The organism is Desulfomonilia bacterium (assembly GCA_036567785.1).
In the GTDB taxonomy this organism is placed as follows: domain Bacteria; phylum Desulfobacterota; class Desulfomonilia; order UBA1062; family UBA1062; genus DATCTV01.
Genome location: DATCTV010000002.1, coordinates 163,083 through 187,486 on the forward strand (window position 1 = coordinate 163,083; position 24,404 = coordinate 187,486).

At 47.2% G+C, this 24,404-nt stretch carries 26 protein-coding genes; 11 read left to right on the forward strand and 15 right to left on the reverse strand.

From position 1 onward, the window contains the following. Positions 1–7: 7 nt before the first annotated feature. The 9 genes from VIS94_00705 to VIS94_00745 all read right to left on the reverse strand — a co-directional run bounded on the left by VIS94_00705 (position 8) and on the right by VIS94_00745 (position 9,035). The gene (locus VIS94_00705) at positions 8–1,237 is read right to left on the reverse strand and encodes an ABC transporter permease (GenBank protein HEY9159592.1); all 1,230 of its coding nucleotides are present in this window, start codon (positions 1,235–1,237) and stop codon (positions 8–10) included. Next, positions 1,234–1,938, reverse strand: coding sequence for an ABC transporter ATP-binding protein (locus VIS94_00710; protein ID HEY9159593.1), 705 nt, complete (start codon positions 1,936–1,938; stop codon positions 1,234–1,236). The genes VIS94_00705 and VIS94_00710 overlap by 4 nt, the downstream gene beginning before the upstream one ends. An 8-nt stretch (positions 1,939–1,946) precedes the next feature. After that, positions 1,947–3,119: an efflux RND transporter periplasmic adaptor subunit gene (locus VIS94_00715; protein ID HEY9159594.1), complete on the reverse strand. Its 1,173-nt coding sequence runs from the start codon at positions 3,117–3,119 to the stop codon at positions 1,947–1,949. Beyond that, the gene (locus tag VIS94_00720) at positions 3,116–4,393 is read right to left on the reverse strand and encodes a TolC family protein (GenBank protein HEY9159595.1); all 1,278 of its coding nucleotides are present in this window, start codon (positions 4,391–4,393) and stop codon (positions 3,116–3,118) included. The genes VIS94_00715 and VIS94_00720 overlap by 4 nt, the downstream gene beginning before the upstream one ends. A 145-nt stretch (positions 4,394–4,538) precedes the next feature. Beyond that, positions 4,539–6,173, reverse strand: coding sequence for an FAD-dependent oxidoreductase (locus tag VIS94_00725; GenBank protein HEY9159596.1), 1,635 nt, complete (start codon positions 6,171–6,173; stop codon positions 4,539–4,541). Between the two features lies 1 nt (position 6,174). Next, positions 6,175–7,188 carry a quinolinate synthase NadA gene (nadA, locus tag VIS94_00730; protein ID HEY9159597.1) on the reverse strand — a complete coding sequence of 338 codons (1,014 nt, stop codon included), beginning with the start codon at positions 7,186–7,188 and terminating at the stop codon, positions 6,175–6,177. After that, positions 7,181–8,017, reverse strand: a complete 837-nt coding sequence (gene nadC, locus VIS94_00735) for a carboxylating nicotinate-nucleotide diphosphorylase (GenBank protein HEY9159598.1) — start codon at positions 8,015–8,017, stop codon at positions 7,181–7,183. The genes nadA and nadC overlap by 8 nt, the downstream gene beginning before the upstream one ends. Then, positions 7,971–8,804: a hypothetical protein gene (locus VIS94_00740; protein HEY9159599.1), complete on the reverse strand. Its 834-nt coding sequence runs from the start codon at positions 8,802–8,804 to the stop codon at positions 7,971–7,973. The genes nadC and VIS94_00740 overlap by 47 nt, the downstream gene beginning before the upstream one ends. A 9-nt stretch (positions 8,805–8,813) precedes the next feature. Continuing rightward, a complete protein-coding gene (locus VIS94_00745; protein HEY9159600.1) occupies positions 8,814–9,035 on the reverse strand; it encodes a hypothetical protein in 222 nt (73 codons plus the stop codon). Between the two features lie 92 nt (positions 9,036–9,127). Here VIS94_00745 and VIS94_00750 point away from each other — a divergent pair, with 92 nt between their 5' ends. Beyond that, complete coding sequence (locus VIS94_00750; GenBank protein ID HEY9159601.1) at positions 9,128–9,877, forward strand: lysophospholipid acyltransferase family protein; 750 nt, start codon at positions 9,128–9,130, stop codon at positions 9,875–9,877. 43 nt (positions 9,878–9,920) lie between these two features. Next, positions 9,921–10,682, forward strand: a complete 762-nt coding sequence (locus tag VIS94_00755) for a lysophospholipid acyltransferase family protein (protein ID HEY9159602.1) — start codon at positions 9,921–9,923, stop codon at positions 10,680–10,682. Positions 10,683–10,686: 4 nt separating this feature from the next. Here the strand turns inward: VIS94_00755 and VIS94_00760 are convergent, their stop codons facing one another. Beyond that, on the reverse strand, positions 10,687–11,973 hold the full coding sequence (locus VIS94_00760) for a DEAD/DEAH box helicase (GenBank protein HEY9159603.1): 1,287 nt from the start codon (positions 11,971–11,973) through the stop codon (positions 10,687–10,689). 77 nt (positions 11,974–12,050) lie between these two features. After that, positions 12,051–12,614, reverse strand: coding sequence for an aminoacyl-tRNA hydrolase (gene pth / locus VIS94_00765; GenBank protein HEY9159604.1), 564 nt, complete (start codon positions 12,612–12,614; stop codon positions 12,051–12,053). Positions 12,615–12,692: 78 nt separating this feature from the next. On the opposite strand from pth, the gene uvrC reads away from it, so the two are divergent. The 9 genes from uvrC (at position 12,693) to VIS94_00810 (ending at position 22,477) form a co-directional block, all read left to right on the forward strand. Further along, complete coding sequence (gene uvrC / locus VIS94_00770) at positions 12,693–14,291, forward strand: excinuclease ABC subunit UvrC (GenBank protein ID HEY9159605.1); 1,599 nt, start codon at positions 12,693–12,695, stop codon at positions 14,289–14,291. A 93-nt stretch (positions 14,292–14,384) separates the two neighbouring features. Next, entirely contained in the window at positions 14,385–14,957 is a 573-nt protein-coding gene (locus VIS94_00775; GenBank protein ID HEY9159606.1) for an alpha/beta fold hydrolase, read from the forward strand. A gap of 20 nt (positions 14,958–14,977) precedes the next feature. Then, entirely contained in the window at positions 14,978–16,282 is a 1,305-nt protein-coding gene (locus VIS94_00780) for a glycoside hydrolase family 1 protein (GenBank protein ID HEY9159607.1), read from the forward strand. Positions 16,283–16,351: 69 nt separating this feature from the next. Next, positions 16,352–17,503: a galactokinase gene (locus VIS94_00785; protein ID HEY9159608.1), complete on the forward strand. Its 1,152-nt coding sequence runs from the start codon at positions 16,352–16,354 to the stop codon at positions 17,501–17,503. A 9-nt stretch (positions 17,504–17,512) separates the two neighbouring features. Next, a complete protein-coding gene (locus VIS94_00790) occupies positions 17,513–18,637 on the forward strand; it encodes a uroporphyrinogen decarboxylase family protein (GenBank protein HEY9159609.1) in 1,125 nt (374 codons plus the stop codon). An 86-nt stretch (positions 18,638–18,723) separates the two neighbouring features. Continuing rightward, complete coding sequence (locus VIS94_00795; GenBank protein ID HEY9159610.1) at positions 18,724–20,277, forward strand: hypothetical protein; 1,554 nt, start codon at positions 18,724–18,726, stop codon at positions 20,275–20,277. A 101-nt stretch (positions 20,278–20,378) separates the two neighbouring features. Then, positions 20,379–21,335, forward strand: a complete 957-nt coding sequence (gene rbsK / locus VIS94_00800; protein ID HEY9159611.1) for a ribokinase — start codon at positions 20,379–20,381, stop codon at positions 21,333–21,335. After that, on the forward strand, positions 21,332–22,003 hold the full coding sequence (gene deoC / locus VIS94_00805) for a deoxyribose-phosphate aldolase (protein HEY9159612.1): 672 nt from the start codon (positions 21,332–21,334) through the stop codon (positions 22,001–22,003). Before rbsK ends, deoC begins: the two co-directional genes overlap by 4 nt. 138 nt (positions 22,004–22,141) lie before the next feature. Next, positions 22,142–22,477 carry an alpha/beta hydrolase gene (locus VIS94_00810; protein HEY9159613.1) on the forward strand — a complete coding sequence of 112 codons (336 nt, stop codon included), beginning with the start codon at positions 22,142–22,144 and terminating at the stop codon, positions 22,475–22,477. Between the two features lie 34 nt (positions 22,478–22,511). Here VIS94_00810 and VIS94_00815 read toward each other — a convergent pair whose 3' ends face one another. The 4 genes from VIS94_00815 to VIS94_00830 form a co-directional block, all read right to left on the reverse strand. Next, the gene (locus tag VIS94_00815; GenBank protein ID HEY9159614.1) at positions 22,512–22,880 is read right to left on the reverse strand and encodes a DUF6653 family protein; all 369 of its coding nucleotides are present in this window, start codon (positions 22,878–22,880) and stop codon (positions 22,512–22,514) included. Next, positions 22,880–23,422, reverse strand: coding sequence for a flavin reductase family protein (locus VIS94_00820; GenBank protein ID HEY9159615.1), 543 nt, complete (start codon positions 23,420–23,422; stop codon positions 22,880–22,882). The genes VIS94_00815 and VIS94_00820 overlap by 1 nt, the downstream gene beginning before the upstream one ends. A gap of 125 nt (positions 23,423–23,547) precedes the next feature. Beyond that, positions 23,548–23,784 carry a hypothetical protein gene (locus VIS94_00825; GenBank protein ID HEY9159616.1) on the reverse strand — a complete coding sequence of 79 codons (237 nt, stop codon included), beginning with the start codon at positions 23,782–23,784 and terminating at the stop codon, positions 23,548–23,550. An 11-nt stretch (positions 23,785–23,795) separates the two neighbouring features. Further along, the gene (locus VIS94_00830) at positions 23,796–24,107 is read right to left on the reverse strand and encodes a hypothetical protein (GenBank protein ID HEY9159617.1); all 312 of its coding nucleotides are present in this window, start codon (positions 24,105–24,107) and stop codon (positions 23,796–23,798) included. Positions 24,108–24,404: the final 297 nt, after the last annotated feature.

Here is a 24,404-nt window from a genome sequence, read left to right on the forward strand (position 1 = left end):
TTTATATTTATTCATATCTGAGCGCATCTATAGGATGCAGGAGTGAGGCCTTATATGCAGGATAATATCCGAAAAAGATACCCACAAAAAACGAGAACCCAAAAGATATGAGGACTGACATGGGAGTGACAACCGCAGGCCAATCCGCAAATTTGGAAATAATATATGACCCCAACGACCCCAGAAGAATGCCGATTGCCCCGCCCATCATTGAAAGCGTGATGGCCTCGATTATGAATTGAAGCCTTATATCCCATGAGCGTGCCCCTACCGCCATTCTGATGCCGATTTCCCTTGTCCTCTCGGTAACCGATACGAGCATGATATTCATGATCCCTATTCCACCGACAAGCAGAGAAATTGATGCTATTGCACCCAGAAGTATTGTCATGACCCTTGTCGCGCTCTGTGCTTCCTTTAATATCTGGGTAAGGTTTCTCACGGTAAAGTCATCCTGGCCTTTCGGGCCGATGTTATGCTTCTGTCTCAGAAGTTCAGTTACCTGATCTTCTGCGGCCTGCATTGAATCAACGCTTTTCGCCTGCATCGTTATATTTCTGATCATACCCGGTATGGTCGTGCCGAATATCTTTTTTTGTGCGGTCGTTATAGGAATGAAAAGCGTATCATCCTGATCCTGCCCCATCATTGACTGGCCCTTTGCTTCCAGTACGCCTACCACCTTGAAAAGAACTTTTTTGATTCTGATAACCTTACCCACCGGTTCTTCATTCAGGAAAAGATTATCCGCAACCGACTTGCCAAGCACGCATACCTTTGTCGAACTCCTGACATCCTGGCTTGTTATGTTTCTTCCCGAAGCAAGCTTCCATTCCTTGATCTCGAGCATTTCCGGTGTGGTGCCGACCACTGATGTAAGCCAGTTCTGATTCTGATACACAACCTGCGCCGAACCGTTAAGGACAGGCGCCACCTTGCTTACGGCCGTGCATTTTTTTCTGATGGCGTCCGCATCGAAAACCGTGAGTGCCGAAGAACCGCCGGCTCCTGTTCTGACTCCGCTTTGAGTCCTGCTGCCCGGTGTTACGATTATGACGTTGCTCCCCATGCTTGATATCTGGTCCGTAATTTTCTTGCTCGCCCCCGAACCGACGGCAAGCATAGTTATAACCGCCGCAACCCCGATTATTATGCCCAGAACGGTTAAAGCCGAACGCATCTTGTTGGCCCTGAGTGCATTTAGTGAAACCTTAATTGTCGATGGAATGTTTATCATGAGCTCAACCCTGTATTCTGATTCTCATCGCTTACCACCCTGCCATCAAGAAACCTTATTACGCGCCTGCTGTATCGAGCTATATCCGGCTCATGCGTGACAAGAACTATTGTGATTTTGTCCTCACGGTTAAGTTTCACTATGAGATCCATGATTTCATAGCTCGATTTGCTGTCGAGATTGCCTGTGGGTTCATCGGCAAGTATCAGCGGTGCATTGTTCACAAGCGCCCTTGCTATGGCAACCCTTTGCTGCTGCCCTCCCGAGAGCTGGTTTGAAAAATGGCTGCTCCTGTCCGCAAGCCCCAGGGCATCGAGTGCAGCCATCGCCCTGTTTTTTCTTTCACTCTGGTGAATGCCCGCATAAAGCATGGGAAGTTCGACATTCTCCAGGGCTGTTGTCTTTCTCAGAAGATTGAAGCCCTGAAATACAAAACCTATTTTTCTGTTCCTTATCGCTGCAAGATCGTTAATTTCCAGACCCCCGGTATCAATGCCGTCAAGCAGGTATGTCCCTTTTGTCGGCCTGTCAAGGCAGCCTAAAATATTCATGAATGTCGATTTCCCGGAACCCGAAGGCCCCATGATTGCAACGAATTCTCCGCTTTCAACAGAGATGGAGACATCGTTCAGTGCATGGACCTGATCCTCTTCTCCCATGTCGTAAATCTTGAATAAATTTCTTGTCTCTATCAAAGGCATGGCTGTCTCTAAAACATCGGCGGAGGTCCCACATGTCTGCTGCTGCTTTTAGCAGTATCCTTATCCGAATCTGCAGATTCTGTTATGACCTCGTTGCCTTCCCTGATGCCGCCTGATACGACTTCGGTGTAGCTGCCGTCGCTGATGCCTGTCCTGACGGGAATTCTCTTGATCTTTCCATTATCCATCACCCACACGGCTGAGCCGTTTCTGCCGTTTGTGTTTTTTGAAGTCTGAGCCGGTTTGAATCTCAGAGCTGAATCAGGAACCTTTAACACATCCTTCTTTTCATCTACAATTATGGTTACATTCGCAGTCATGCCCGGCTTCAATTTAAGATCAAGATTATCGACTTTAACTATTACATCATAGGTTACTACATTCGAAACAGTGGTCGGTGAATTTCTCACCTCCGAGACTACACCCTTGAAAGTCATGTCAGGGTATGCATCAATCGTAAATTCGACACTCTGCATGTTTTTGATTTTCCCAATGTCGGCTTCATCCACGTTTGTGTCGATCTGCATCTCCCTCAGGTCCTGGGCTATCGTAAAAAGCGTGGGCGTCTGGTAGCTTGCTGCGACGGTCTGCCCTACATCGACATTTCTTGATATTACGGTCCCGTCAACAGGAGATAAAATCCTTGTATAACCGAGGTTCGTCTCTGCAACCTTGAGCGCGGCCTTCATCTGCTCGACCTGCGCTTTTGCCGCGTCAACCTGCGCCGAAGCCGAATCCGCGTTTGTCTGCGCCGTATCGACATCACTCTGAGATACAAAATCCTTCTTTAAAAGTGCCTTGTTCCTTGCGAGCGTTCTCAGATTATCGGCAAGCACCACCTGTGTCTTTCTATGATTTGCCTCGGCGCTTGAAAGGTTTGCTTTTGCCTGAGCCACCTGAGATTCGAAGTTTGCAGGATCAATCTGCGCCAGAAGCTGGCCTTTTTTCACCAGTGAATTATAATCTACAAATATCGTGCTGATTGTACCGGACACCTGGGTTCCGACCTGAACATTCACAACAGCATTTACCGTGCCCGTGGCGGTCACGGTAAGCTGAATATCCCCTTTTTCAACCTTTTCGGTTTTATAATTGTTTCCGCTGTTTTCCCTTTTTAAAATAAAATATGCAGATGCTCCGACAATAATCACGATGATGACAAATATAACCGCCTTTTTCATTTAACCTCTCCCATGGCCTTTTCGAGGGTTGCTATTGCAATTCTGTAATCATAAAGGGCCGATGAATATGATGTTGCCGCATCCATCTCCGAGTTAATCGCATCAGTTACCTCAATGGCATTTCCAACACGCTCGGCATACCGGCCTTCAGCCAGTTCCCTGTTCTGTTTTGCATAAGCAAGCGTCTCGCGGGCCACATCTATCTGTTTCCTTACTTCATTTATTGAAAGTATGGCCTGAGTGACATCCAGCCTTATTCCCTGCCGTATTGATTCCACCGCCGCCATCTGGCTCTTTTGATTGGCCCTTGCCTCTTCAACACTATACTTTACATTGAAGCCCGTAAATATTGGAATTGTCAGGCTTGCACCTGCATTCCATTCTTTTTGTAGAGGAAAGTCATCGCCATTCCACCCATATCCGGCGGCACCGGTCAGCAAAGGATAGTGACTGGCGTTTGCAAGTTTCACGTTCATTTTGGCTGCCTCAACCTTGTCCATCGCAGATTTCAGGTCAGGCCTGTTCTGATAGGCTCGCTCCAGGGCCGTCGCTTCATCAATCGACACATCCACGAATTTGGGGGACGAATCGATCTCAAAATCGGGGGCGGATGATATTCCCATTGCATTTGCAAGAACGAGTTTGTCAGAAAGATACGTATTCCTGGCCTTTATCAGGTCAAGTTTAGCCTGACCGAGATCGACTTCAGCCTTTGTAACGTCTATTCTGGGTTTAAAACCGACCTCATAGAGTTTTCTGGCCTGCTTAAGGTGCAGTTCAAATTTTTCCACCGCCAACGATCGGGCATCAAGCGCGTCATTTGCTTGAAGAAGCCCGTAGTATGCCTTTTTCACCCCGAGAATCACCTGGGATCTCGTATCTATGAAAAGGGCGGAATATGAATCAGACTCACGCTTTCTGACGCCTATCTGTGAAGATGTCCTTCCAAAATCATAAAGCGTCATGTCCAGATTAAAACCTGCATTGTACTTGTCGAACGGCCCTGACTGATTGATATCATAGCTCGTATCCTGGTCGTATTTTGAATATTGAGCCGTACCGTTCACCTGTGGCATATATGCCGATTTAGCCTTGCCTACACGGCTCATGCTCGCCTCATAATTGGACTGCGATGCTACAATATCAGGATGGTTTGCAATGGCGATTGAAATGCATTTATCAAGATCGAGAGTCTCGCCCGGTACAATTGCCTGGCCTGCAAGAAGCATTGCAGGCATAACCGAATAAATTAATGTAAAGATAATTTTTCTCATAGATCTTACCTAGTTCCATTATGAATAATCATCCAGAACGTTTACAATATTTTACAAAATCGGACAAACAGGCGCTTTTTCCGATTCATACTGCCGGCATCATGCCTTCAAGGTTTCTGGTACTGCCGTGTGTTTACCAAACGTATTACATATCGCTTATGCGCAATGTCGGAGAAGTTCTTGCATAACCCTCGTTTCTTATCAGGTGGCAGCCTATCGATATGGGATTTCTGAGCGCGGCCTCGGCAACCATGATCGCTGCCTGGGTACCATGGAAAAGACTTATTATATCCTTCGATACCGGGGTTTCCCTGTAAAACTCCTCTATCCTCAGGAACATGTGCCTCAAATCTTCAAGGGCACGCTTCAGCCGTGACTCGGTACGCACAATCCCTACATAATTCCACATTGTATTTTTCAGGTTCGCCCAGTCCTGAGCAATAAGCGCGGGATCTTCGTTTGCAACATTCCCTGTGGGTATCCAGTCCCTGGTCGATGCAAGCGTGGCTGCCCTGACAGTTTCGCCCGAGTTTATTCTTTCTTTTATGTCCATTGCCGACTGATATCCCCAGAGAAGCCCCTCCAGCAGAGACGTGGAAGCAAGACGGTTTGCACCGTGAAGTCCCGTACAGGAAACCTCGCCGATTGCATAAAGCCCCCTCAAAGTTGTCCATCCCTTTGTATTCACATGCACTCCGCCGCAGAAATAGTGCGCTGCCGGAACGACCGGCACGGGTTCCCTGGTGATGTCTATGCCCGCCTCGCGGCATGTCTTCGAAATAGTCGGGAAACGCTCGTTTATATCTTCTTTGACATGGTTCGCTATGTCGAGAAGTACATATTCCTGCTTGTTTCTCAGCATCTCTTCCCAAATGGCGACCGTCACTTCATCCCTCGGGGCAAGGTCCTTCAATTCCGGGTTATATCTTTCCATGAAGTATTCGCCTGAAAGGTTCTTGAGCTTGGCGCCCTCGCCCCTCACAGCCTCCGAGATAAGGAAACGCCTTCCGCCAGGAATATAAAGGGTCGTCGGATGAAACTGCATGAATTCCATGTTCATGACACGGGCTCCGGCTCGTTTCGCCATTACCATGCCGTCTCCGACGGTTCCCTTTTCATTGGTGGAATGCACAAAAATATCGCCGAGGCCTCCGGTAGCCAGGACCGTGTATTGCGCGAGCACTACATCGACTTCCATCCTGTCGTTCATGAACAGGTAAGCCCCCAGGCACCTGTCGCCCAGCATGTACCTTGCCTGAATATCACTTGAATGATGATGCATGGTAACTAGATCTATGGCTGTAGCCCCTGTTATTATAGTGACATTTTCATGCGATTTGACAGCCTTTATCAGGGCCTTCTCGATTACCTCGCCGGTATTATCCGCCGAGTACAATATGCGGTTTACGGAATGAGCCCCTTCACGGGTAAGGTCGTAATTCTCATCATACGAGTCGGTAAGATGTGTGAAATCTACATGAAGGTTCTTGATAAGCACTTCTTCAACGACATCTGGACCTTTTTCAGAGATGAAGTCAACGGCTTCAATCGAATTTATATCCCTGCCCGCTCTCAATATATCTTCTTTCAATATTTCGGGCGAATCTTCCTTTCCCCTGAAAACAATACCGCCCTGTGCGCGGTTCGTGTTAGTCCTGTGAGGATCGTTGCGTTTTGTAACAAGCGTAACCCTGAGACCCTGCTGTGCCGCTATCAGCGCGCAGGTTGCCCCTGCAATACCTGTTCCGATTACAAGAACCTCGGTTTCCATTCGCGCCATATCAGACCTCCAGCATGCGTTTGAGAGCTGCTCTGGCATCCTGAGCTATATGTTCAGGCACCATTACTCTGTAATCTTCAGACAGGCCTGAGATGCATGCGGCAAGCTTATCAAGTGTTATTTTCGCCATGTCTTCGCAGTATGCCTCTCTAAGCGTAACTACTCTGACATCATCTTTTTTGCCGGCAAGCCTTTTGACCATGTTGGATTCCGTGCCGACGGCGATTTTACCGCCCTTCTCAATCGTATTTACATACTCGATTATACCAGCAGTAGATGCTGCACTGTCGCTTGCACCAGCCACGGCGGGATCCGTCTCAGGATGCACTATGACCCTGCCGCCGGGATTTTGAACCCTGAACCTCTCAACATCTTCAGCCGTGAACACAGGGTAATGCACCGGGCACCAGCCTTTCCAGAGTATGACCTTCGCATCGTTCAAAACTTCACTGTCAAGACCTGATTCGGGATCCCATACGGCAATATCGCTGTCCTTTATACCGAGGCCGTATGCAGTATTTCTTCCAAGATTCATGTCGGGCATGAAGAAAACCCTGCCCTTCTTATCAAGCGCCCATTTAAAAACCTTTTTTGCATTTCCGGAAGTGCAGACTATACCGTCATTGCGGCCGCAGAACGCCTTTATAAGGGCGGATGAATTCACATATGTTACAGGTGCGGCAGGTCTGCAGGAAATCTCCCGCCATGCTCTTTCCACATCTTCAAGTTCCGCCATATCGGCAAGCGGGCAGCCTGCTGATTTGTCGGGAATATAAACTTTTTTACCGGGAGAAAGAATGGCCGCTGTTTCCGCCATAAAATAGACGCCACAGAAAATTATAACCTCAGCATCAATGAGACTTGCCGATTTTCCGGCAAGTTCCAGGGAATCCCCTACATAATCGGCAAATTCTATTATGGAATCATTCTGATAGTGATGTCCCAGTATGACAAGCCTTGTGCCAAACTCACGCTTTTTTCCGATAATGATTTCTCTTGCCTGTTCTTCAGTCATCCGCCTGTCCGATTGTCATTGAAATATCAAACGCCTTAACCGAATGGGTAACCTCTCCAACGGATATATAGTCGACTCCTGTCTGGGCGACATCTTTTATTGTCTTCAGTGTTATCCCGCCGGAGGCTTCCAATGGGACTCTGCCGTTCACCAGCAGCACCGCCTTTTTCATTCCATCAATTGAAAAATTATCGAGCATTACTCTGTCAACATTTGAAGACAAGGCCTCTTTCACGTCTTCAAGCGTCCTGCATTCCACTTCCACAGGAATATTTTCTGAGAACGCCTTGACTTTTCTTACTGCCTCAGAAATTGAACCGACACGGTCAATATGGTTGTCCTTTATAAGCGCCATATCAAAAAGGCCCATTCTGTGATTCTGACCTCCGCCTGTTCTGAAGGCAATTTTATCAAGCACCCTCTGACCAGGGGCTGTCTTTCTCGTGTCCAGCAGAACAGCCTTCGTCCCTCTGATCTCTTTTAAAAAGAGGCTTGTCATTGTAGCTATTCCGCTCATGCGCTGCATGAAATTAAGTGCAACCCTTTCCGCCTTTAGAAGCGCCCTGGCGCATCCGGAAATTTCCGCTATGACCGTTCCGGTCTTCACATGGCTGCCATCGTCAACCTTCTTTTCAAAGAGGGCTTTTCCATCCAGCTTTTTGAAAACCATTTCCGCGATATCAAGCCCTGCGATAATCCCGGATGACTTTGCAGTAAACTTTGCCTTCAACCTGTCTGCGGGTTCGAACACGGCATTCGAGGTCACATCAGTTCCGTCTTCTTCAAGGGCAAGGTCTATTATTCTTGTTAACAATTCTTGAGTATTCATAGGTAAACTCATCTATTATCACATCAAGCATGTTTATTGCCATATCGAGTTCCTGCTTTGACCCGAATGCTGAAGACAGACTTAACAAGACAGGATCATAAACCGGCGTCAAAGCACCTAAAGCCTCATAATTGATTTTATCGATATCATATTCCTCTCCGAGGAAATAATATTTGCCGAAACGGGGCCGCTTTTTATCCCTGAAAGGCCATGTTACCTTGAGCTTATAATATCTGTTGAGGATATCCTTTAGCTTGTCGGAACTTTTGACAACCAGGGGTTTGATTTCCTCTCCGAGGATGTTCTGGACTATCCTGAAAAACGTCTTCACATAATCAATATCCGTTATGACGGCCCCGAAAAGATACCAGTCATCGAGTGTTTCGACGATAATCCGGGCCTCATTTTCATCAAGCTTCTGGTAGCTGGGGCAGAAATGGCCCTCGCATATTTCTCTTCCGTAAAAGCTTACATCTCGCATGTCATTCCCGCCGTTCTGCATGGGATGAATCATGCAGCCGACCTTTTTTCTTTCTCCGTCCAGCCATCCTGCAAATTCACAGGTATATATGGTCTTATATATCCGCCTGCCGTCTTCGCGGCGTCTGACCGCATCTCTATACGCCTCAAGGGAAAGCTTGCCGCATCTGACTTTGCGCATCAGAGTCTCCCTGTAATCAAAGCGCACGGCAAGCTCATCCCTGGTATTTTCCACATAATTGTATATTCCGCAGCATGCACCGCAGGACTTGTTTTCATCAGGCTGACAGAGGTGAATCCGGGTCATCGGAACAGCTCACTTCAGGATTATCATTACATTGGTTCCGTCAACTCCAATGGAATAGCAGGCGTCTTTACAATCAATTGAATATCGCAGGACATCATCGCTTTCATTTGCAAATGCGCCCTCTTCATTTAGCCTGTCGATAATGAATCTGAGTCTATCGAAACTCAGGTCATCTTCAATAATAATGTTGTAGGCGCATCCCTTATACAGAAACGGTATTTTCTCCAGCATGGACTGAACCTTAGCATACTAAGCCTTTTCATGGAAGCTTCAGAAAAACTAAATCCTTGCATACTGTCGGCATAATCGGATAAATCTGTTTTATGAATTCAATTCTCTTAAACTCCATCGGATGGATCGGCGCCAAATTGATCTTAGGCTTCTGCGGTACATACCGGGAGGAGGTCTTCGGAAAAGAGCTCTTCGACGATATGTCAAAAGAATCCAGAAAGATACTTGTCTCATGCTGGCACCGTGGAATAATCTTTTACGGTTATTTTTTCAGGGGACTGAAGGCCGGGACAATCGGCTCACTTTCAAAAGATGCTGAAATCGCTGCGGCCATAGTTGAATGTCTGGGCGTAAAGGTCTTCAAAGGCTCCTCAACCAGGGGCGGTCATGCCGCACTCGACGCCATCGTCGATTATGTCAATTCGGGCAATTATGGAGGCTTCAATCCGGACGGGCCTGTCGGGCCTCAATATGTCTCTAAACCAGGAACGATTCAGATCGCGGCCAGGACAGGCGCTCCCATCATTCCCTTTGCCTGGGACGCTGAACCAGCATGGGAATTTAACACCTGGGACAAGATGATGCTGCCAAAACCCTTTTCAAGGCTTTGTATTCTCTTTGACAGAGAAACCATGCATGTGCCGCCAGGGCTTTCTATAGATGAGTATGAGAAATTCAGACAGGAGTTCGACCGCCGTATGAACATACTCAGTTATCAGGCGCGATTCCATGTCAAAAACCGGCTCAAAGGAATCGATCCGCGTGATATCGATGTCCCTGAAGATTTCATGAACTACCTCCCGATAGGAAGAATAAGGACTAAGAAGTGTCAAACTGTATGATTGCTTAAGGGTAAAAGAACCAGTTTATTTCCAGGTATGGATTATGGGGAAAAGACTGCAGAACATTTTAACTGACCCGCTATTCATTAAACCGTTTTCCTTGATCGGGGCAAAACTGATCATCGGGCTCTGCTCCACATGCCGCATTGAAGTCTACGGGCAGGACCTTGAGCGCGAACTTCTTAAAACCCGAAAAGACCTGCTGTTCCCATGCTGGCACAGGGGGATATTCTATTATGCCTACCACTTCAGGGGGTGCGGCGGTTCAACTCTCATATCCCAGTCAAAAGACGGCGAGATAATAGCCCGAATAATCAATCATATGGGAATGATCGCCATGAGGGGCTCCTCGACAAGGGGAGGTCACGCTGCGCTTGAAGGCCTTATCGATTATATCAAAGCAGGCCATTACGGTGGATTTACTCCGGATGGCCCGGTAGGTCCACCTTATGTTTCCAAAATAGGCACTATCATGATGGCTGCAAGAACCGGCTCTCCACTTGTGCCCTTTGCATGGGATGCATACCCTTCCTATGAATTCGATTCATGGGATAGATTCTCAATACCCATGCCATTTTCAAGGATTGCCGCGCTGTATGACAGAGATATCATTCATGTGCCGGAAGGCCTTTCAGAAGAGACATATGAAGAAATCCGGCGGAACTTTGATCTGAGAATGAATATCCTTAACTACCAGGCAAGGTTCTACGTGAGAAACAAGCTCAAAGGCATTGACCCGAGGGACATCGATGTGCCCCCGGATTTCATGGATTATCTGCCGAAGGGAAACCCCAGACACAGGTAAACCTCTATATCGATATTGCTGCCTTGCTTAAACCAGGTTTTGAACCCTGTTGTCTCTTACCAGAATGCCCCGCCGGAGGCCTGTTCGAAGGTTTTGCCGAAGCATGAGTAAAAGGCCTCGCGTGCTGCTGCCGGGGCGGCCTGGCAAACTCATTTCCTTTTGGTTGAGGCTTGTTGTAGTCGAATCCATCCAATTTTTTCCGCGCCAGTCTCTCGCCTAATGTCAGTTCTATATCATGGACCATTGCCGCGTCTTCACGGGTGATAAACGTGAAGGCGTCACCGTTTCTCGATATACGACCCGTACGTCCAATGCGGTGTGTATATGCATCGACCGTATCAGGGATATCGTAATTTATGACATGGGATATCGCCGAGACATCTATGCCGCGTGCAGCTATATCCGTTGCTACCAGTATCTGATAGGTTCCATTGCGAAAGCCTTCTATCGCCTCTTCCCGCCTGTTCTGCGAAAGATTCCCCTGAAGCGATGTCGCACTGAATCCTGCATGGCCGAGTTGTTCTGCAACCCTTTTGGCGCGGTGCTTTGTGCGTGTAAACACGAGGACCGATTCGGTTGATGTTATCTTCAGAAGCTCCTTGAGGAGCGCCGTCTTCAAATGCTGTTCAACGGGATAGAGCGCGTGCGTTATTGTCGAGACCGGCTTTGTTATATCAATCTGCACAGTCACTGCATCATTGAGAATGTCCGACGCCAGATGCCTTATATCATCCGGCATTGTTGCCGAAAACAGCAGGTTCTGCCTTTTTTTGGGCAGGTGCTTCAGAATACGGCGGATATCGGGCAGGAATCCCATGTCAAACATGCGGTCAGCCTCGTCAATAACGAGCGTATCAACACTGCTTAGGTCGATTTTATTCTGGGATATCAGGTCGAGAAGTCTGCCCGGGCATGCCACAATGATCTCATTGTCCCGGCTCAAGTCCCTTATCTGAGGGGTAATGCTTACGCCGCCGAAAACGACCATGCTGCGAAGCCTCATATTCCTGCCCAGAGCTCTTATGGCATCGTTAATCTGTGATGCCAGTTCGCGGGTTGGCGCCAGGATCAGAACCTTTATCCGACGGCGCTTGCCTTGAATCAATCTCTCAAGTATGGGAAGCGTAAATGCGGCTGTTTTTCCCGTGCCCGTTTGTGCAAGACCGAGAACATCCCGTCCTTCGAGTATCGGCGGGATTGTTTTTTCCTGGATTGGTGTGGGGCTAGTGTAACCTTGTCCGATAATGCCGGATATAATGTCCGGGTGAAACTTAAACTGCTCAAATGTCATTGATGCTCCTTTTAAGGGCTCTTAACTCACCCATTAAAAGGGTTATGTCAACTAAATTCGTTATTTAAGCACTTCTTTTAATCAGTGGGTTCACGACGGTTATATATATTCATGGCTGAAGCAGCGCCACTCTTCATGCACTCTATTACCGCCTCTGCAGCCTTTGAGATTTCATCGGAAAGGGTTTTTATTTCTTCACCTGTAAACCTTGACAGCACATAATCTGCACCATCCATGCCTTCGGGAGGTCTACCGATGCCGCAGCGGATACGGACGAAATCACCTGTGTGGAGTACCGACCTGATCGACTCAAGCCCTTTGTGCCCGCCTGTGCCTCCGTTTTCCTTCACCCGCACCTGTCCGAAAGGAATATCCATGTCATCATGGATTACTATCAGATCGCCTTGCTTTATCACCATTGAAGAAAGAGGAAGCCCGCTCAGGTTCATGAATGTCTGGGGCTTGGCCAGCATGACGTTTATTCCGCCGATTCCGCCTTTTCCGTAAAGTACATTCGAGGCCTTTTTTTTAACCTCGATTGAATATTCCCTGGACAAAAGATCAACCACCATGAACCCTATATTGTGCCTGGTCATATGGTATCTGGCCCCCGGGTTTCCAAGTCCGTAGATCATTTTCATAATACATTCCAATTACTGTTTTGCTTCTCAAACATCAACCGCTTTCATTAACGAAGACTTGCATGCTATTATTAATATATGCCGCTTACACCAGAAATGATCGAAGCCCTGCCCCGTGCGACAGGCGTTTACATGATGCGCGACAAAAAGAACCGCATTATCTATGTCGGCAAGGCCCTTGAAATAAAAAACCGCGTCAGGGCTTACCTTGGCCAGGATACCAGGCCTTATGTATCGCATATCCGCGAGCATGCCGAAAAAGTCGATTTCGTGCTTACGGGAAATGAAAAGGAAGCGCTCCTTCTTGAAAACCAGCTCATAAAAACACATCGTCCGCGCTATAACGTGCTGCTTAGGGACGACAAGACCTATGTGAGCATAAAGCTCACTGTTAATCATGATTGTCCCGCCATTTCGATTACAAGGCGCGTGGTCAAGGACGGGGCACGCTATTTCGGCCCCTACTCCTCGGCAAAGGCCACGCGCGGCACCCTTTCAGCAATAGGAAGGATTTTTCCTGTAAGGCGATGCAAGGACACCGAGTTTGCCAACAGGGTGAGGCCGTGCCTTTATTATCAGATAGGACTATGCCTTGCGCCATGCGTAAAAAAACATGCGACTGAGGATTACAAGCAGGTTGTAGAAGACCTGATCCTGTTCCTGGAGGGGAAAAATACCGACCTTACCAACAAACTTGAAAAAAGAATGAAGAAGTATGCCGTCGAACTTGATTTCGAGAAGGCAGCAAAAATCCGTGATCAGATCGAGGCTATAAAGACAACGTTGGTGCCTCAGAGGGTATCCGGAACCACGTCAACCGATGCGGATATATTCGGCGTGCAGCGATATGAAGATACGGTATCGATTGCAGTGCTTAGGATTATGAACGGGAGGGTCGCAGACACGAATGCGTTCTCTGTCCATGCAGGTGAGGGACAGGATTTCATTACCCCGGTAATTATTCAGTATTATCTGGGCGGAAGGCAGGTGCCTCCGATTATATATTCTGATGAACTGCCTGAAGAAACAGAGAACATGACCGCAATTCTTTCCGAACTGCGTTCGGCCGGCGTAAAATTTAAAAGGCCTGTCCGCGGAAAGACCAGACATCTTCTCAATATGGCGAACGAGACCGCATCAAAGGCAATTGCGGCAGGTGAATCAGCGCTTGATGAAATAGCGATACACTTCAAACTTCAGAGCATCCCGTGGCGTATCGAATGCTATGACATATCCAACCTTTCAGAGACAAATGCCGTGGGTTCCCGAAGTGTTCTGACTGGCGGCGAACTGGACAAGTCGCTTTACCGCCATTATAAAATCAAAAGTGTTCAGGGCCAGAATGACTTTGCCATGATGCATGAGGTCCTTTCCCGCAGATTTAAAAATGAAACGGAAAACATGCCGGACCTTATTATAATCGACGGCGGAAAGGGCCAGCTTGCCATGAGCCTCAAGGTCATGTCCGAACTGGGAATAGAAGGTGTACCGGTAGTTGCAATGGCAAAGGAGCACGGGGCGGCAAAGGACCGGTTTTTCATCCCCGGCAGAAAAGAACCCGTACATCTGCAGGCACGAAGCAGGGCCCTTCTGATGCTACAGAACCTGAGGGACGAGGCGCATAGATTTGCGATAACTTATCACAGAAAATTAAGGTCAAAATCCACATTTGTCTGACAGTTTGAAGTTCCTGCGGTTATAAAACAGGAATAGATTCAAACAGGCTCAACTTCCTTGAAATAATAACCCGCTCAATGTATTATTGCCGCCATGTTCATCGGCAATAATCCCAGACTTGAAGCGGCCTTTGATGAAATCGCAGGTGCATGCTGTGCTGTCATAACGCACCCTCATCCCCTTTATGGCGGCAACATGCACAACAATGTGGTGATGGCGGCCCGTGATGCGGCGCTGGCAAACGGATATTCCGCCCTGCGTTTCAACTTCCGCGGAACCGGCCGCAGCGAAGGAAGGTATGGCGACGGTAAAGGCGAAGTGAATGACTTGCACTCGGCTGTAAGCTTCGCGGGCAGCAACCCAATCATCATAGGCTATTCCTTCGGGGCATGGATAGCTTCAATGTACCTTGAGACGTTCAGCCTGCCCTCAATCCTTATTTCACCTCCTACTGCCATGTTTGAAATTCGCTTTCCAAAAGATGAAAATGTATGGATTATCGCCTCCGACATGGACCAGTATTCTGACATCTCAAAGGTAAGCGGCCTTGTCCCGGCGGACAGATTATATATATGCAGAGGCATCGATCATTTCTGGTCCGGTGATGAAGACGTCCTGACAGGTGCGCTTAATAAAGCATTTGCAGACCTTAAAAGGCTTGAATGAAAAAAATAATGGAGGAAAATATGACACCATTTAAATTGCCCGAAAATTTCCTGTTCGGAAGCGCAACGGCTTCCCTGCAGATAGAAGGCGGCGACAAAAACAACTCATGGTACGAATGGTGTGAAACCGGACATATCAAGGACGGTACTCACTGCATAGTCGCCGACGATCACTGGAACAGAGTCAAGGAAGATACAGCCCTCATGAAGGAACTCAACCATCAGATATACAGGATGGGCCTGGAATGGAGCAGAATAGAACCCGCCAAAGGCCAGTTCTCCCGTGATGCCCTGAAACATTACCGCCAGGAAATAGAGATGCTCACCCAGAATGGCATCAAGCCCATGATTACGCTTCATCACTTCTCCAATCCTCTCTGGCTCGAGCATAACGGCGCATGGCTCACACCGGAAGTCATAGGGCTCTTCGAGCGCTACACCGAGGTAGTTGTCAATGAACTTGGAGACCTTGTCTCTGACTGGGTAACCATCAATGAACCCAACGTGTATCTTGCCATGGGTTATATAACGGGCGACTGGCCCCCTAGCGGTAAGGGAAAGATGATTGAATATTTCAAAGGTGCAAAGAACATGATCCTTGCCCATATCTGCTCATACAAGAAAATTCATTTTATCAGGGAAAAAATGGGATTCAAGGATACCATGGTTGGTGTTGCAAACCACATGCGCGTATTCGACCCGAAATACGGAACCATGCGCGAAAAGCTAAGCTGCTTCCTGAACGACCTCCTTTTCCATGAAATATTCATAAAAGGCATGGCTGAAGGAAAGCTGCTCCCTCCAATCGGTTTCGGCCATCCGATGGGAAAAGGGCCTTTCATGGATTTCTTCGGTCTCAATTATTACTCCCGCGACATGCTCTCAGGCACATGGAATCCTTTGGAACTCTTCGGTAAGATGGAATTCAAGGCTGGTGCCCCGACCAACGACCTAGGGTGGGAGCTTTATCCCGAAGGGCTTTCAAGGATATGCCGCAAATATTACAATCGCTACCATGTGCCTATTTATATCACCGAGAACGGGACCTGCGATAAAAAGGATGCCTTCAGGACAAAGTACATCTATGACCACATGCTCGAGATAAAGAACCTCATCGATGAAGGCGTCGCGGTAGAGCGCTACTACCACTGGACGCTTATGGACAACTTTGAATGGATCGAGGGTTTGAGCGCATGTTTCGGGTTGATCGAGGTTGACTTTGCGACACAGGAAAGAAAAATCAGAAAGAGTGGACATTTCTATTCGGAGTTAAGCAGAAATAAGGCCGTAACACAGGAGATGATCGATAAGTATCTTAAAGATTAGTTGTGAGTTAAGAGTGGTGAGTTCTTGGTGATGAGTGGTGAGTAAAACCGGAATGTACGGGGATGAAAGATGCATACGAAAGATGAAGTTATTAGGGGATTTATCGATACGTACGGCGCAGAAGGTGATTGCGAATTCTTTTTTTCACCCGGACGCGTCAATCTGATAGGCGAACACATAGACTATAATGGAGGACTTGTGCTGCCAGCAGCCCTGTCGCTGGGGATTTGTGCGGCGGTTAAGAGGCGAAATGACGGGATTGTAAGGCTGCGCTCGGCAAACGAATCCAGCTGGGCAGATATTAAGCTCGATGAGATTATAAAATCGAATTCAATACGCTGGGCAAACTATCCGGCTGGCGTCATTAAATATCTGATGGATGAAGGGAATGAACTTGCCGGATGCGATATTTATATTTCAAGCGACCTGCCTGAAAGTTCAGGCCTTTCATCATCGGCCGCCCTGGAGGTCCTTACCGCCTACATGATGCTCTATCCTCTCGGGCCTGAAAAAATCGACAGGGTAAGGATGTCATTACTCTGCCAGAAGGTTGAAAACGAATTCATAGGCGTCAACTGCGGCATAATGGATCAGTTTGCCGTGGCTCTCGGGAAAAAGGATAATGCGATCCTTCTGAATACAAATACCCTTGAATACAAATATATCCCTTTCAAACTAGGTAAATGCCGGCTTCTTATAATGAACACGAAAAAAAAGCGCGAACTTGCAGACTCAAAATACAATGAACGCAGAGCGGAATGTGATGCGGCCCTGGCGATAATACAAAAATCCAGGCCGATAAAAACGCTTGTCGAGGCGGATGCCGAAGATCTCATTTTGATCAAGGACCCTGTCCTCAGAAAACGTGCACGCCATGTAATTACCGAAAACAAGCGCGTTCAGAAATCAGTCATGTCACTCGAAAACGGTGAGCTTGCAACATTCGGAAATCTCATGTGTGCTTCTCACGATTCCCTCAAAACCGATTATGAAGTAACAGGCATGGAACTGGATACGATAGTGGCGGAAGCGCTGTCCCTTCCCTCCTGCCTCGGCGCACGCATGACAGGCGCGGGTTTCGGAGGCTGCGCAATAGCGCTGGTTCAGGAACATGCAATAGAATCCTTCACTGAAACCGTGCTCAAAAATTATAAGGCCAGAACCGGCCTTGACGGTGAAATCCATGTCAGCGTTATAGAGGACGGTGTTAAATCAATTTAAGGGATTTATGTGAACTCAATCGAGCGTGTCAGAAGGGCGGTAAAATTCAATTGCCCTGACAGAGTGCCTGTCTGGAGTTCAGGCCTTGATGACGTTTTTCATATGTTCATGCTGCCGCCTAAGACATGGCAGCCCGGACATGCAGACCATGAACGGGGGCTGTTTCCTTACATGCCTGATGAAAAGATTCTGAAACTGCGCCTGTGGAAATGGAACTCTCCCGAATGGGCAAAAGCCCCTGAATACAGGAACTGGACTGATCTGGACCGTGAGGAAATCGATGAATGGGGATGTATATGGAAACAGTCCGGGAAAGGTAAATCCATTGGACATCCTGTAAGGTCCACCCTGACCGACTGGGGGCATTATGACAAATATCTTGCCGACTATAACCCCGACCCTCTTGTAAAAAGCCGCTACTCGTTTTTTATCCTGTTAAGCAGACTGCTCGGCAGAAGCCGCTACAGAATGTGCACGCTGGGCGATATGGGACCATTAAGCATTGCATCTGCGATAAGAGGCTTCGTGCCTTTCCTGACCGACCACAGAAGAAATCCTTCTGAACTCAAAAAACTTCTGGGACATATCACATCATTCTTTGTTGATTCCGCGCGGATGTGGGCAAGATTCGGGGCTAAGCCTCACGGATTCATGATGTACGACGACCTTGGAGACCAGATGAGGCCTTTTCTGAGCCCCAAAATGTTCGCCGAATTCTACGAGCCTGTTTACAGGGCAATATTCGACACTGTACATGAACTCGGCTGCGAGATGCATCTTCATTCATGCGGCAAAATCGATGAGCTTCTTCCCGCACTGATAGACTGGGGACTTGACGCCGTCGAACTGGACAGCCCGCGCATGACCGGGTTTGATGCTCTTCAGAAATTCAGGGGAAGACTGATGATATGGGCATCTATAAACATACAGACCGTGTATGCTCACGGCTCTCCTGACGAATGCGAGCAAGAGGTCTTTGAAATGATAAACTCTCTGAACCTTCCCGAAGGTGGTTTCGGCGCATACTTCTATCCCCAGCCTCACCATCTGAATGTTCCTTCCGCAAATATCAGGGCATTCAGAAAAGGACTCGAAAAATACGGCAGATCAGGAAAATCATATTCAGCAGGATAACCTTGTAAAATAACTTGACATTATATCGAAACATACTGATTATTAAGGAAGTTATAAAATATTATTTATGTGAGGGGGTATCACTTATGAAAAAATTATCGGTACTGGCATTGCTTTGTTCACTTTTCCTTTTTACAGGCTGTGTTGAAAAGATGCTGACATTCAGCTTTACGCAGGCGTCAAACCCGGAACTTGCATCCGACATTGTCGGAACTATCAACGAGGCAAACAAGACCATAACGGTTGCGGGAGATTTTCCAAAAGGCGTCAGCGCATTGAAGGCCACATTCACATTTACAGGCAGCAATGTCCAGGTTGGCACAACGAAACAGGTTAGCGGCGTAACAGCAAACAATTTTCTTAATCCTGTCACCTATAAGGTAACATTCATGTCACTTTTTAAAAAAGAGTATGTTGTTAAGGTTACCAACAATGCAAGGGAGTTCAACAGCATTCAGGCTGGCATAGCGCCGACAGGAGATGCCGCGATAGTCTGGACGGAAAACGGCAAACTCATGCTGGACGAGAAAAGAAACGGGGTCTGGACACATGAATCATCGGTATGCCCCATATTAAGCCTGAGCGGGACTGAAGCGGTAACTCCTAAGGTTTTCGTAGAACCAAGCGGCAGGACGGTTATTGTATGGGCTCAGAAAGTGGATGGCGTATCGTGCATATTCAAAAGCGATTACAAGGACGGTGTCTGGTCTCATCCTGCCAATCTTGATGATCACATCAACCTGGTTGGCGGAGATGCGATCAATCCCATTGTAACCGGCAATAAAAACGGGTTTGTGGTAATTTCATATGAACAGGACCATGACATCTGGGGATATGAATACCTTAACGGAGCATGGGCAGGCCCGTGGACATTGAATAATGCACAGAGAGGCATCGTTCCGGGTTCTTCAAGATTTGCCATGGACGCCAACGGTTACGGTCTGATCGTTTGGAGGGAACAGGTTCCGGAAAGCACTTCACCTGCAAGGGTATATATGAGGCAGCTGCTTGACGGTGCTAACTGGTCAGCTCCTGTTTGCATAAGCACTCCATTCGCCGTAACCGACTCACCGGATATAGCCATGAGTGACAACGGAGACGCCATAATTTACTGGCTTGAAAACGGCGGAATTGTAATCGATCAGTTCGAGGAAGGCGCTTGGTGCAACGTGGCTGTCGGCGGCAACAGGAGGCTCAATCCTGCAGGCTCTAGTGCAAGCCTGGTAACGGCGGCCATGAATGCGTCCGGTGATGCGGTTCTTACATGGGTTCAGGATTCAAAAGCCTACAAGGCAGATTTCAGTAACGATATATGGAATGTCCCCACTGTTATCAGCAATGCCGGCGGTGATGTCACAATTTCCAATGTTGCCGTCCTGGACATATATTACAAATGGGTACTCGCCTTTGAGCAGGACAACAATATCTGGGGATATGTAATGTTCATGGACGACACATGGGGCGGCCCTCAGACTTTGAACACCGACGATCCGCGTGATATCGTCAAGGGCTCGACAATCATGGTGACGGACAGCAGCAACCGCGGGCTCATAATATGGAAACAATATGGCGACGGCGGCGGGATATTCATGAGAGAATACAATGAAAACGCCTGGGCGAAAGCGGTAAAGATCAACTAGAAAAAGTGAATGAATTTTAAATAGAAAATGAAAGCGGCGCTTGTTTTTTGCGCCGCTTTTTTTTATTCTTGCATATCCGAAACCATTACAGAGGTATATAAATGTCAAAACCAAGGGTTACCGTCATGGGCAGTTTCATTGTCGATCTCATGGCTCGTGCACATCATCTGCCCGTACACGGGGAAACCGTCAAAGGCACTCACTTCATGATAGGGCCGGGCGGCAAAGGCTCGAATCAGGGTGTTGCGGCATGCAGGTCAGGCTCCAGCGTCACGATGATTACAAAGATAGGCACCGACCAGTTCTCATCAATCGCGCTTAACAGTTTCAGGAAAGAAGGCATGAGCACCGCCTTTGTCTTTGAAGATGCCAGATATCCTACAGGAACCGCTCTCATAATGGTGGATGAGAACACTAGTGAAAATCAGATCATTGTGACACCGGGCGCATGCGATCACATATCGGAAGCTGAGATCGAATCAGCCGGAACGCATATCGGAGGTTCGAAAGTGCTTCTCACACAGCTTGAAACCAATATCGAGGCGCTTGCAAAAGCCATTCAAATTGCCCATTCAAAAGGCGTGAAAGTCATACTCAATCCCGCACCCGCTCCGCTGTCCCCGCTTCCGGACGAACTTCTCTCAATGATCGACATCCTCACACCCAACGAGACCGAGGCATCGGTCATGTCAGGCATCAAGGTCTCCACATTCGAAGATGCGGAAAAAGCCGCCGGGATGATTAAAAGAAAAGGCATCAAAACAGTAATAATCACTATGGGAGGCAAAGGCGCCTTTGTATCCACTCAAACCGCCGAATACAAGATCGACCCGTTTAAGGTAAACGTCCTAGACACTACAGGCGCAGGTGACGCATTCAATGGAGGCCTTGCAACGGCCCTTGCCGAAGGCATGGACATTCACGACGCGGTGCAGTTTGCAAATGCGACAGGTGCACTGTCTGTAACAAAGCTGGGGACTGCGCCTTCCATGCCTTATCGTAATGAGATCGATGAACTTCTCTTGAAAAAACAGGCCGAAAAAGGTGAATTACAATGAAAATCAATGAATACATCGACCACACGATTTTAAAACCGGAAGCGAGTGAGTCACAGATAATCAATCTATGCAAAGAGGCAAAGGAATACGCCTTCAAATCCGTTTGCGTAAACCCTTATTATGTTCCCCTTGTGAGCAGGGAACTAAAAAAGAGCAAGGTGAAGACTTGCGCGGTCATAGGTTTCCCATTGGGCGCCACCAGCAGCGAAATAAAATCTTTTGAAACCCATACACTCATCTTCTCGGGTGCTCAGGAAATAGACATGGTGATAAATATCGCGGCACTCAAGGACGGGCTTTACGATGTTGTGGAAGAGGAAATCTGGGCAGTAACTGCCGCTGCCAGAGATAAGGCAATAGTAAAGGTAATCATCGAGTGCTGCCTTCTGACCGACGAGGAAAAGGTGAAGGCATGCGAGCTGTCATTAAAGGCAGGCGCAGGATTTGTAAAAACATCCACAGGTTTCTCGACTTCGGGTGCTACGATCAATGACGTCAAGCTCATGAAGAGCGTTGTAGGCGACAAGGCCGGAGTAAAGGCGTCAGGCGGTATCAGGGATTATGAAACCGCCATGGCAATGATTACGGCAGGCGCCACACGCATCGGCACGAGTTCGGGCGTCGAAATAATGAAACAGGCCAAGATTTCAAAACAGAACATTCTTTAACAGAGCCGCAGACCTTCAACCGTAATCCCGTGCCTTTGCATTGAATTTGAAAACCTTATGCCTTAGCTTTTTTAATCACATATTACTAAATTGTCTGGAACATAGATGAAGAACCTTTTCTGATTGTTGATCGTTAGCATGCTTGTTTCACTTTTATTATCCGGATGCTGTCTTTTTGTAAAAACCATCCCAAGGAGTGAAATCCCGGACAGGACACTAGCGGACAAGTTCATAGACATTGACGGAATGAATATCCATTACAAGGAATATCCGGCTGACAGCCCAAATGTTTTCATGCCTCAAGGCCTTACTTCATCCATGTACACATGGGAGAAGGTCGCGCCGATCCTGCAGAAAATTGACTATCATGTCTGGCTCATGGACATGAAGGGCTTCGGCTGGAGCGACAAGCCGGAGAATAGCAAATATGACATCAAGACCCACACAAATACTGGAGAATACCAAGTCCGCTGATGGCAATCAGGATCTTGGCGGCCATAACATGGTGTCACGGAATCGGAATAACCTTTCTGTTCATACAAATTCTTTCTGCCAAGACACCTTGCGAAGCCCAATTGTCGGTTGATTCGGGTTCGGAAAAAATTCCGGGGTTGACCCATATCCAGAGAAGGGCGACCAGTATTGGCAATATAGACCATCGACCGATCCACGTCCTGCTCCAAATAGCCAATGTCAATAAAGGGAGACATGTAATTATCCTGGTCCATACGCTCCACGGATTGGCATGCCGCAGCCAAGTAGCATAGGACATCAGCAATACTTTTGTAATAACATTATTTTGCGTTTTCATAATGGATTTCCCCTGATGAAGCGCTGAGCCGGGACATGCAAAAAGGGCAAGACCCCGACATAACATTAAAGACCGGCCGGGATTTTTGATTGCATCATTTTTCTGCGGTCAAGCCTGCGGCCATCCACTATAAAAGTTCCATCGCCTACTGCGTGAATTGTCCGCTTTTCCTTTCGTGAATCATCAAAGTACGCTGCAAGGCCTTCAAGGATAACGATACTGTGCCCCTTTATGATGTCGATGACTTTGCACTCGATGTTCGCGATGCATTCTTTTATCAGGGGCGCTTTGACATGCTTTCCCTTCACAGGGGTCAGCATGAACTTTTCAAACTTGTCCGTATCAGAACCGGAACAGGTCCCCACTCCAACGACCTTATCGAGCATGTCGACAGTGGGAATTGCAAGAACACATTCCTTCGTCTTACTGAGAGCGGCAAAAGAATAATTCCAGGGCCCGGTGGTCATGGCGAATACCGGTGAAAAATCCACCACCATGGTCCATGAGATCGTCATTATATTATTCTTTTTCCCGTCAAATGTCGTAACCAGAACAACCGGACCGGATTCGATCAACGTAAACGCTTTACTGATCTGCATTTTTTTCATATGCGCACGATCCTTTACTTGTTTATCTGACAATCAATAGTGATAAATGGGCCGCGTCTCGATATTTTTACCTTATATTGTCAATTGTTGGGGGCTGACCCCTTTTCTTTTCAAAAGAACTGAAATTATAAAGCAGCAGTCTTGTGATGTGCAGGTTTACTGAAAGCCGGTGAAACAGCTTCAATCCTTCGCATTGCATTAATGTCATAAATTTTTTCTTTGCAGTCAGGGCATTCATAATATTCAAGTGCCTGGACAGAATATTTTACATCACCGACATTTCCTTGTAAGTCCTTTCTGACCTTTTTAATTTTTAAACTGTCGCATGCAGGGCATTTTTTTATCAAAACCGATTTATTCATAATCTTTAACCTCAAATTGATTTTTTTGATGAAATCAAAAAGTAATATACTTCCTCTCCTTCTTCCTTGACAAGTTTACCTTTAGTATAAATTGCTAGACCCTCTAGATTTGTTCCTTGAATAATATGAAGATACTCCCTTTGATTCTTTTTATATGGGCTGATTGATCTAATTGTTTTGTAAATAGCCACTGCGTTAACAATTGATTCAGCAACATCCAATTCTGTAATACAATCAATCTCCATCTCATTACGAGCCTTTTCACTAAAGACATATCGACCAGAAAGAATTGCACGTTTAATCTTTATTAGCAAATCAATCATACCTAACCGCCGTTTCCTTGCTTAATCCAGAAATAATTTCCTTAGAATGTTCTCGTTAACATTATAATCACAGGCATTATAGTATGCAAACTTGTTTTTTAGTGCCAAATGAGTCGCGTCTCAACATTTTACATTATATTGTCAATTCTTGGCGGTCTGTTGCCCAAATAGGTATTGGCTGTTTTTGGGAATGGGGGGCAAGCAGAAGCCATAAGGTTTGCCTTTCATTTACCTGGGGATAAAATTACCAGGGGATAAAACATCGGATTATCTTTTTGCGGAATGCCCATAAAGCCG